7 protein-coding genes are annotated in these 10,858 nt (G+C 47.0%); 1 reads left to right on the top strand and 6 read right to left on the bottom strand.

The features are described from left to right. Nucleotides 1–273 precede the first annotated feature (273 nt). From B5D42_RS10680 to B5D42_RS10670, 3 genes are all read right to left on the bottom strand, one after another. The gene (locus B5D42_RS10680; RefSeq protein ID WP_078831493.1) at nt 274–1,905 is read right to left on the bottom strand and encodes an OstA-like protein; all 1,632 of its coding nucleotides are present in this window, start codon (nt 1,903–1,905) and stop codon (nt 274–276) included. Beyond that, nucleotides 1,905–2,912, bottom strand: coding sequence for an MlaD family protein (locus tag B5D42_RS10675; RefSeq protein ID WP_078831492.1), 1,008 nt, complete (start codon nt 2,910–2,912; stop codon nt 1,905–1,907). Before B5D42_RS10675 ends, B5D42_RS10680 begins: the two co-directional genes overlap by 1 nt. 73 nt (nt 2,913–2,985) lie before the next feature. Continuing rightward, nucleotides 2,986–3,852, bottom strand: coding sequence for an N-acetylmuramoyl-L-alanine amidase family protein (locus B5D42_RS10670; protein ID WP_176112974.1), 867 nt, complete (start codon nt 3,850–3,852; stop codon nt 2,986–2,988). A gap of 158 nt (nt 3,853–4,010) precedes the next feature. On the opposite strand from B5D42_RS10670, the gene B5D42_RS10665 reads away from it, so the two are divergent. Further along, nucleotides 4,011–6,692, top strand: coding sequence for a putative LPS assembly protein LptD (locus tag B5D42_RS10665; RefSeq protein ID WP_078831490.1), 2,682 nt, complete (start codon nt 4,011–4,013; stop codon nt 6,690–6,692). 74 nt (nt 6,693–6,766) lie between these two features. Here B5D42_RS10665 and B5D42_RS10660 read toward each other — a convergent pair whose 3' ends face one another. The 3 genes from B5D42_RS10660 to B5D42_RS10650 all read right to left on the bottom strand — a co-directional run bounded on the left by B5D42_RS10660 (nt 6,767) and on the right by B5D42_RS10650 (nt 10,388). After that, a complete protein-coding gene (locus tag B5D42_RS10660) occupies nt 6,767–7,495 on the bottom strand; it encodes a lysophospholipid acyltransferase family protein (protein WP_078831489.1) in 729 nt (242 codons plus the stop codon). 44 nt (nt 7,496–7,539) lie between these two features. Continuing rightward, a complete protein-coding gene (ung, locus tag B5D42_RS10655; protein ID WP_078831488.1) occupies nt 7,540–8,211 on the bottom strand; it encodes a uracil-DNA glycosylase in 672 nt (223 codons plus the stop codon). 65 nt (nt 8,212–8,276) lie between these two features. After that, nucleotides 8,277–10,388 (bottom strand): T9SS type B sorting domain-containing protein, encoded by a 2,112-nt coding sequence (locus B5D42_RS10650; RefSeq protein WP_139367107.1) that lies wholly within the window; start codon nt 10,386–10,388, stop codon nt 8,277–8,279. Nucleotides 10,389–10,858: the final 470 nt, after the last annotated feature.

The raw sequence follows: 10,858 nt of genomic DNA, 5'->3' as shown, positions 1-10,858 counted from the left end.
AGCGACACAGATGGCTGCACCCGCGTGGAGGTTGGAATCTATAAGCAACTTTAGAAATGGTGGCTGCGTGCTGCGCTGAGTCCCCTTCGGGAGACGTCAGCGGAGGCAAGGTTGAAATCTATAAGCAGCTTTAGAAATCACAAGTGCGTGCTGCGCTGAGCCCCCTTCGGGAGACATCAGCGTGGGAAGAAAGATGAGGCCGGAGAAGGCTGTGCCGAACATGACTGGCACAGTTCTGCATCTTCAGACGGTACGAATAATTTAGTGTAATGATTAATTAGAAAGAATATCAAACTTGCTTTTCGGCCTTTTGGCTTCCTGCCAGATGAAACCTCTTAACCGAAGCTCTTCATGGTTTACCTGGCGCATAGGATAAGCTGTTCCCTCCAGCTTATTGATAAATGTGATCCGTTGCGGTTTGCCTTCTTTGAACCTGGCTTCGATCACATCCGACTGGTTCCGGCTCACACCGATGAATTTATTATTATCATCGATGCCATAATAAATATTTTCTGCATTGCCCTTGGCCCGCATGAAATTGATCTTGCCATCTTCGAACAAAGCGTTAATGGTATAACCTTTCAGCTGGTTGTAATACTTCATGGCGCTGTCTACACGGCTGATGCCGATCCCGTTATTGAATACATAAACACGTTCGGGTTTCTTATTCTTGATATACAGGTAAATCGTATCGCCATTGAGCTGGTTGCTCTGTGCCCACACGATCGGCTGTTTGAAAAGCCTGAACACTGAATCCTGCAGCGCGTAAAAAAGACTGTCGCCCGTTGCCTGCAGCGAGTCTGAATAGATGCGTACGTTATAATAAGCTTCAAAATATTTGTCGTTGCTGCTGTCGGCTGTTGTCCTGTCTATGTGCAGGGTCGCTCTCGATGAATCCCTGATCGAAGGTACTGGTCTTAGTTTCTGTAGTTCCGATAAACGGGCGCTGTATAAAGTATCTGCAGTGATAAAGATCGAATCACGGTTCTGCTTGATCAGTAATACCGGCTTTTCCGTGGCCAGCAGAATGTCTTTTTTCCGGTTGATCATCACGTGATTGGCAATCATGTCAACACCTTTTGCCGTATCCTTTTCATGATATACCACATTGCCGCGTAACTCGTTCATGCCGGTTGTGTCATCGAATGCCATGTCATCTGCCGTAATGGTATACGTGCTGTCGTCTATGACAGACCGCTCGTACATGGTTGCTTTTTTATTCTTTATATCGATGATCGCATTCCGGGTTTTGATAATACGGCTTTCGTTATAGATCGTACTCGGACTTGTAAGGGTTGTGATCTCCGTATTGGTATTGTAAAACAACGTGTCTGTGAGCACGCGGTATTCAGGGTCGTTCAGTACCACTTTCTTCTTGAAATGCACATCTTTGGTATCGCCGTAGTAATAGCCTTCAGTACTTGTCAGAACCGTTTTCTTATTCACCACTTTGCCGCCTTTGAGGTAGGTTCCTATTTTCAGGGATACATCGTATTCCAGTTCTTCTGTGGTGAGGGTACCTTTGCCGTCTGTAAGTTTTACTTTCTTCTTCAGAAATGCTTTTTTCTCATTTCCGAGGTATTTCATGTACTGGGCATAAGTGTGTATGCTGTCGGCATCGTTGATATGTGCATTGCCGAATGCTTCAAGGGTATTGTTCTTTTTATCGAGCAATACACTGTCTGCATAGAAATGGGTCTTGCCCTGTACCATATGCACTTTTCCGGCAAGGGAAACCAGGTTATTGGTATCGCCCTGGCGTACGTTATAACGTTCTGCTGAAATGAATTCGATCAGTATGCCGTTTCCCGGCTGCGTGGTATCGGCAGTCTGCTGCGCACTGAGCTTTCCCGCAAATACGCATGAGGCGGTCAGCAGGATCGTATATAGCCATCTGTACATCATTATTTACGCAGCGAATCTGGTACGGGCAGTGGGGCCATTAAAGGACCGCTTTTGTCTTTCTTGCCGAAAACGGAAATGTTCACATAGCGTTTCGGGTGTACGCGCAGATCGTCCATCAGGATATTGGCACTGCGAACCGTATTGGTAAGGTTGTCGTACAGGGTCTTATCGTTCATTAAACGCCCGAGTGTACCGTCTGTTGAGCTGACTTTCGCCAGTATATTGTTCAGGCTTTCTATGGATTTCTTCAAGCCCTCTACTGCGCCGTCTATATCTGCCTTAGACAGGTTCTCCGTTGTTTTTTCAACGTTGGCGAGCATGTTCGTTACTTTGTCGTTATTGTCGGCCAGGTTTTTCGTAAAGCTGTTCACATTGTTCATGGAAGCTGCGATAGCGCCGGTCTGTGCATTCAGCATGGATTGTATGGATGCGGAGGAAACGGCCAGGCTGGCTGTGGTGCGGTTAATATTTGCGATTACAGCCTGCATATTGTTTTTTGTAGCCGGATCGAAAATGCTGTTGATGTTGGAGAGAACACTGTCGAGTGAGTGCAGTGTGGCTTTCACCTGGTCTCCAACAGGTCCGAGGGCGTTCATCACCTGGCCCAGAATACCCGGATTGGTAGCTGTCAGAACAGTATCTCCGGATTTCAGAAACTGAGCGGCATTTCCCATCCTGATCTCGATACTGGAAGTGCCCAGCGGGTTTTCGCGGATACTGGCCAGGGAATTGACCGGGATATTATAATTGTCTTTCAGCTTGATTGCAACAATGATAGACGACAGGTTTTTATCGGCATTATCGATCTCATAAACGGAACCTACCTGGAAGCCGTTGATGAAAACGGGATTGGATACCATAATGCCCTTGGTGTCGGCATATTTGGCATAAATGAAATTACCGGTTTTGAACAGTGTTTTTCCTTTCAGAAAATTAAAGCCTAATATCAGCAAAGTGATGGCTATCGCCGTTAACGCACCCACTTTGGTTTCGTTCGATATCTTCATAGGGTACAAAACTAAGGTTTCTTAGGCTCTTGCCTGTAGCCGGAGGCTGTTAAAATATTTATTTTGAACGGGTTTACTTACCGCCGCTGCCTTCGCTGGTGATACCCAGCTGCTTTTCGAGGGATAGTTTATAGATCCTGAGTGAGCGTGTGATCACTTCGGCAATGTCTTTCTGTCCCTGTTCGCTGTTGAGATAATCTTCCTCATCAGGGTTGGAAATAAAGCCGGTCTCTACCAGCACGGCAGGCATTGAAACAGCCTGGAGTACCCAGATGCCTTTTTTACGCTGCTGTGCCTGGCGGCTGATACGCCCGATCTTCTGGAATTCTTCTTCTACCGTAAGGGCCAGTTTGGCGCTGCGCTGGAAATATTGCTGGGTCATCACGTTCGCAAGCATTCGTTTGGTAGGATCGTTGGAGCTTTCCTGCTCAAGCGCTTTGATCTCTCTTGCGGAAATGCTGTCCATATATTCATCCAGACCTTCGCTTGCCGCCGCTTTACGCTGTTCTGTTTTGTCAACCCCGTAAATAAATGTTTCAGTTCCTTTTGCCGGGTTGGGCGTATACCAGGTACGGTATTCTTTTACCTTGCGGGTTAATTTTTTCCGGTTTTTGCCCTTTCCCTTATAATAGGTTTCTGTTTTATAGCCCACAAACTCGCGGTTCCGGATCGGGTCGGCAGAGTTTACGTGGATGCACACAAAGAGATCGCCTTTGGCCTGGTTGGCAATACGGGCTTTGGTTACCACGGAATGATAAATATCCGTTTTACGGGTGAGCACCACTTCCACATCCGGCATCTGTTCTTTCAGCTCCTGCTCCAGTTTAAGTGATACGGCCAGCGAAATATCTTTTTCTGTTGAGTACCGTCCTTTAGCCCCGATATCCTGACCTCCGTGCCCCGGGTCTATAATGATCCGTTTAAGCACCTGCTTCTGCATGGGCGGGGTATTTTTCGTCGAAAATGCACACAAAGCCAGAAATCCGAAACTTAACAAACCAAGGACAACATATTTACTCCGCATCATATCAATTCGTTAAAGGATTTTTTTGATAATACGATTTACAGGTTTAACACTATTTTTGCCCACTTGTGATTATGAGCAAACTCCGTAAAATTAACGTAAAAACATGGCTGCCTATTGTTGCCGGCGGATATTTGCTTTTATTTACCTTTTATGCGCAGGCCGGAGGTACTCCCGCTACCTACATGCGCCTGCTTACCGACACCATCCCTTCTTCACCGAAAACAGCAGTTCCGGGAAACGCCGACAGTACCCGAAAGGCAGACACAACCGGCCGGAAAGACAGTACCCTGCATATAGATTCACTCCGTATTTCAAAGGATTCGCTCGATGCCCCGGTGAAATACAGTGCTGAAGATTCGGGCGTACTGATCATGGAAACGGGCGATTTTTACCTCTACGGTAAATCGAAAGTAGACTACAAGAACCTGAAAGTGGATGCCCAGATCATCAGCTTCAATCAGAAAAGCCAGACCCTGAAAGCATATGGCGCGCTGGACAGCACCGGTAATCCCCTGAGCAAACCCAAGTTTGTACAGGATGATATGGAAACAGTGAGCGATTCCATCTTCTTCAACCTCGAAACAGGGAAAGGGCTTGTAAAAGGCACATTCCTCAAACAGGGGGAAATGTTCGTATATGCAGAACGACTGAAAAAAGTAAATGCCGAAGAGGCTTTTGCCTGGCGGGCACGTATAACTACCTGTAATCTCGATACACCGCATTTCGCTTTCCGCACACGCAAGCTGAAAGTGATCAATAACAAACTGGGCGTTTCCGGAAGTGCTTACCCCGAATTTGAAGGCGTGCCCATGCCTATCGGTATTCCTTTTGGTATATACCCGCTTTACCAGGGCCGGCATTCTGGCATCCTGGCGCCGGCATTTACATCGAGCGAGGATTTTGGACTGGGGATCGAAGGACTGGGTTATTATAAAGTGATCAACGATTATGTGGACGTTACAACAAAAGTCAATCTCTACTCTTATGGCGGCTGGCTTTTAAATGCCAATTCCAAATATATACAGCGTTATAAATTCACAGGAAGCCTGAACATTACCTTGCAGAACAGCAAAACGCTGAACCGTTTCGGCGCATCTAAGGAGGAGTTCAGCAAATCCAGGTCCTTTATGATCAACTGGACACACAGCCGCGACAGCCGTGCCCGTCCCGGAACCAATTTCAGTGCCAGCGTAAATTTCGGAAGTACGAAATTCAATGAGTCGCTGCTCAATAATCCATACCAGAATTACCAGAACCAGCTGAGTTCATCTATTTCGTACAGCAAGGACTGGAATGGTAAATACAATATATCGATCAACGCCAACCACAACCAGAACAATAACCTGAGGCTGGTGAACCTGAACCTGCCTACGGTAAACTTCAACGTTGTTACATTCTATCCTTTCCAGAAAGAGGAACAGATCGGAACGGGAAAATGGTATGAGAAGATTGGTATCGGCTATAGCGGTAACATACAGAACCAGCTGGCGTTCTATGATACTGCATTCAATTTCCGCCGCCTGCTCGATACCATCCAGTGGGGAGCAAGACATTCCATTCCTATTTCATTACAGCTGCCTTCACTCGGTCCGCTGACCCTTACGCCGGGTATTTCCTATGAAGAACGCTGGTACGGGCAAAGCATGTTCGCGAAGTGGAATACCACTACAAAACGTATCGATACAACCATCTCGAAAGGATTTTATACAGCCAGGCAGGCCGCGTTCAGCCTTGCGGCGAATACCAGGATCTTCGGAACCTATCTGTTCGGGCCTAAAAGCAATATCGTAGGGATCAGGCATGAAGTAAGGCCAACCATCAGTTTCAATTATACGCCGGATATGGCAGCATCATACTATTATGACCTGCAGGTAGATACCACAGGTCGTAAAGTGCGTGCATCGAGATACCAGGGATCACTGAACGGCAGTTTTTCCGAAGGTGCTTTTGGTGGTGTTTCTTTTGGTATAGATAACCTGCTCGAGATGAAGGTGAAGAATAAGAAAGATACTTCCGAGCCCGACCGTAAGGTTAAACTGCTCGATGGTTTCGGTTTCACATCTTCCTATAATTTCCTGAAAGACAGTATGCGTCTCGGAACCTTCAATCTCTACGCGCGCAGCACCCTTTTCGATAAGATCAACATTACCGCAACCGCATTGCTGGAGCCATATGATACAGACAGTATGGGCTTTGCAATCAACAAACTCATCTTCGATCCCACTAAATTCAAATTCGGACGGCTCTCTTCCGGTAATATCGCTGTAACTACTTCATTCCAGAGTAAGACGAAAGATGGCAAGGAGGCAAAAGACAAACAACTGCCTGTTGATCCGTTCATGACGCCTGATGAACAACAGCGCCAGTTGCAGTTTGCCAGAGCGAACCCGGCAGAGTTCACTGATTTCGATATTCCATGGTCGATCTCGTTCACCTATTCACTCAACTTTACACGCGCCGTAAAAGCGGATTACAGCGGCTTTGAAACCAGGACTTTCTCTACCCTGAACTTCAATGGCGATTTCAGTCTTACGGATAAATGGAAAGTAGGAGCCACCGGTTATTACGATGTATCGGGTACAGGACTGCAGCAGCTCAGTATGTTCATCACAAGGGAAATGCATTGCTGGCAGTTATCGATCAATGTAACACCGATCGGCCGCTATCGTTCGTTCAGCATTCTGATCAATCCAAAATCAGGTATCCTCCGCGATCTGCGGATCAACAGGAGCCGTACATTCTCGAATTACTGATCTGCCTGAGTGATGAAGCAGTCAGATAAAGTGAAGCTGTTTGGGGTACGCAAAGGTTTAGACAACTGAGATCGTTATTTGTTCCTGCTTTCGTAATAATCCCACATCTGCCTGAAGATCTTTTCTTTCAGTTCCTTCGCAGAAACTCCCTCTGATGCTACCGGCGGCAGAAAATGCATTTCAAGACGATGTGGTACAAGGTAAAAGAACTTGTTCGGTGGTAATACTTTTTTTGTGTGAAAGAGCAAGGTTGGTATCACCGGTTTCCCTGTTTCTGCAGCCAGCCTGAAAGCTCCGTCGTAGAAGGATTTCAGCGGATCATTGCTTTTGTTCCTGGTTCCTTCGGGATAAATAACCATGTCAAGCCCGATGCGCAGTTTCTCTTTCATTTCCTCATAACTTTTCCGCTTGCTCTCGTCGCTTTTGCGGTCTACAAGCACACTGCCGAATGTATAGACCCAGCCAAACACCGGTACTTTAGCAAAACTTTTCTTGGCAATGGTTTTATTGGCGCGCGGCATAAACGGCGTACTTACGGGAACATCCATCAGGCTGTTATGGTTGCAGACAACCACATAATTGGTGTCCGGACTGAAATGCTCTTTGCCATATACACTCAACGGACAACCGATCAGGCGCAGGTAGATCCACATCCATACAGCCGATACATGCCTGTGCCACCTTGCTTTGGCCGGATCCTGCAAAAGAAAACAGGGCAGGTAAAAAATGATCGCGATGAGTAAAGTGGCAATAAAAAGTACTAGTCCCCATAAGGCCCAGATCCTTGCAAACAGGTTCTTCATGAACGGTGTTTTTGGAATGAATAAATGATGATGTCTGGATTATGTCAGGGCCGCCAGTCGATTGGTTCAAGTCCTTGTTTTGCCAGCAGTTCATTGGTGCGGCTGAAATGTTTGCAACCGAAAAATCCTTTGTCGGCGCTGAACGGCGATGGGTGTGCAGCTTTTAATACGCTGTGTTTTGTTTCGTCTATCAGCACCTGTTTTTCCTGTGCAAAGCGTCCCCATAAGAGAAATACAACTCCTTCTTTTTCTGCCGATATTTTCCGGATCACCGCATCGGTGAAATCCATCCAGCCGATCTTGGAATGACTGGCCGGTTCGTTGGCTCTTACCGTAAGCACTGCATTGAGCAGCAGTACGCCCTGTTCTGCCCAGCGTGTCAGGTTGCCGGTAGCAGGGATCGGCATCCCGATGTCCGTGTATAATTCTTTGTAAATATTTACCAGCGATGGCGGCGGTTTAACACCATCGGGTACGGAAAAACTCAGACCGTGTGCCTGTCCGGGATTGTGATAGGGGTCCTGGCCCAGCAGCACTACTTTCACCTTGTTAAACGGTGTCTTCTCAAATGCATTGAAAATAAGGTGTCCGGGCGGATAAATGACTGCGCCGGTAGCTTTCTCCGTTTTAAGATGTGCGGAAAGCTGCATGAAATAGGGTCTGTGGAATTCCTGTTTTAATACTTCCTTCCAGCTGGGTTCTATTTTAACGTCCATAACCAGTGATTGGCTCGAGTTGATAAAACACGAATGTACTGAAGAATCCTGAGCTTGACCGGGGGCTACTTCAGCAATGTTACACTACCTGAACTTGGCTGGTGGAGGCTGCTTAGCCTGATGATGTAATAATAAGTTGCCACCGGCAGTTTTTTGCCTTCAAAGATGCCGTCCCAGGGTTTACTGTAGCCGTTTGAAGATTTGTAAACAGCATGACCTGCCCGGTTGTAAACCTCCACACTGCATTCCGGGTAATATTGCAGGATCGGAATCAGCCAGGTGTCGTTGATGCCATCACCGTTAGGAGAAAACGCATTGGGGGGAATGATCGGCGGATCTATAATGGTAACCTGCACGGAATCGACCAGGCTACAGGCATATGGGGTGATGGCTTTTACGTAGTATTTACCTGTCTTGGCAACCTGCTGGTATGCGCTGATCGGCCTGACCGCAGTTCTGTCGTACCAGTAAGAATAAACCCAGCTGCTGCTCACAGGCACAGTCTGCGTGAGATCCACAACTGCGGGACGTGTGGCAGGAAGCGGGTCGGTAGCTTTAAATACAGGTAATGGATGAATAGTTACTTTGGCGGGTTTCATAACGGCACAACCAACGGGTTCGGTTCCTTTTACATAAAAGGATGTAGTTGTCTTGAAAATATGACCGGGTGTTAAAGGAGAGGTAGTGCCGGCCGCGTCCAGCCAGTAAGAGAAACTGGTAGATGTAACAGCACTGCGCACACTTCTGCTGGCCGCATCTGTTAATGCGATCGCATCGCAGGCTTCGATATCCGATACACTGAATGCAGGCGGATTACTCAGCGTAACCATTACGGGCATTACATCGCTGCAATTATTGGAATTGGTCCCTTTAATGTAGTAAGTACCTGTTCTGGTAAGCGCTGCCGGTGTACTTAATGGTTTGGTTGCAGCCGGGTCTTCCCAATAACTGAAGCTAAGGCCCGGAGAACTTCCTGCTGTTACGGCTGAAACTGTGAGATCGACAGCGCCGGGGATACAGGCAACCGGAGGGCTTGTGATCTGCACGTTGGGGGTATTTAAAATTGTTACGCCGATCGGCCGTGTTTCACTGCAACCTGCAGCATTATTCCCTTTAATATAATAGATTCCGGACTTGATCAGCTTTTCCGGAGACGGAAGATATTCGGTCTCGCTCACATCCGTAAAATAAGTGAATGAGATACCCGGCGAACTCCCTGTGGTGACCGAGGCGGCCGTAAGATTTACGCCCGTGGCTTCACAGCCCGACAGCGATTGAACTGTAACCATATTGAAAGGATCGCTGGAACCTTTGATCTCAGTTTTCAGTGTATCCAGACAACCCTGGTTAGGAAAAGGTGTGATCTCAAGCACGATCTTCGTGCCCACAGGCGGGAGTGGGCTCAACTGCAGTATATTGTCTGTGCCCAGCAGCGTTGAAAAGTCTTCCGTATACCATTTGTAAGCCTGGAAACCGTAAGGTGCTTTAAGGTTAATAACAGAAGATCCGGCACAAAAAACGTTTCCGGTAATCGGCTCTGAACAGTTTTCATTCACATCGAGATATGCATAACCGAAATGACCTTTTCGCGCGCAGTCGTTTACGGTGAATTCAAGGCGGATCGTTTTTCCTTTAAATGCGGAAAGCTTCAGTGTGATCGGTGCCCATGGCTTATAATACACTTCTCTTTTTACCGTAGACTCTTTGAAGCCGGGCAGATTGGAAGAGGCTACAAACTGGAATGCACCGCAATCGATATACTGGTTAGCAGTTACATCAAATACTTTTACGGTGAACTGCGGCTGTTCAAAAGCATCATGCGGCGGGTTCTCCAATACAACCGCGTAATTATAGATGATGCTGTAATCCGATTGCACATTCGGTACAACAAATGTGTAAGAAACCCCGACAGCCCTGCCGGACGGATTACCCCCTGTATTCAATTTCAGTGAATATTTGCTTCCGTTCGGACAGCTGACCGGGAAATCGCCGAAATAATCTTTTACTTCAGTTGATCCTTTTTCGATCAGGGTATGCAGGTCGTTAGGCGGACCTTGTGCAAGCGAGATCTGGCCGGCCCTGTCGATTTCCCCGGTAAGGCATACCCAATTGTCAAGCGTACCTTTCTCAAAACCGATATTGTCAGGACAGTTTTGTCCGAATATGCACGCCGGCATAATAATCAGTAACAGAGAAATAAAGTGCTTCACAATAGTTACGGGGGTTTATTGATTGATCACCTGCACAAACAGAACGCTGCTTAAAAGCTTAAATATAAACGAAATAGCGCAGTTACTGAACTTTTGGAAAGTTTCAGAACTTTCCAAAAGTTGACTGAACCAGTGCAGTATGCTCATCGAAATGGATCAAAGGACCTCAGGTGTTGGGAAGAATTTAATAAATCTACCAGTCTTTGCAGAGGCGCCTCTTTGGTTCGGAACCCAGCGCAGGTAATCGAAATGCTGCGCAGCACACTTCGATAGAGGCTAAAGAAGCGCTGGCGCAAAGACGAGGCCCAGCGGCCGGGCAGCCTGAAGCAACTGACTTGAATCGATTATAGAATCGAAATACCTTCCGAACACTTGTGATCAAAGGACCGAAGTGCTGAACTTTTGGAAAGTTCTGAAACTTTCCAAAAGTTAATTTC

The sequence above is a fragment of the Sediminibacterium ginsengisoli genome (genome assembly GCF_900167075.1).
In the GTDB taxonomy this organism is placed as follows: Bacteria; Bacteroidota; Bacteroidia; order Chitinophagales; family Chitinophagaceae; genus Sediminibacterium; species Sediminibacterium ginsengisoli.
The sequence above is the reverse complement of the archived record's forward strand: the minus strand, read 5'-3'. Positions and strand labels throughout refer to the sequence as shown.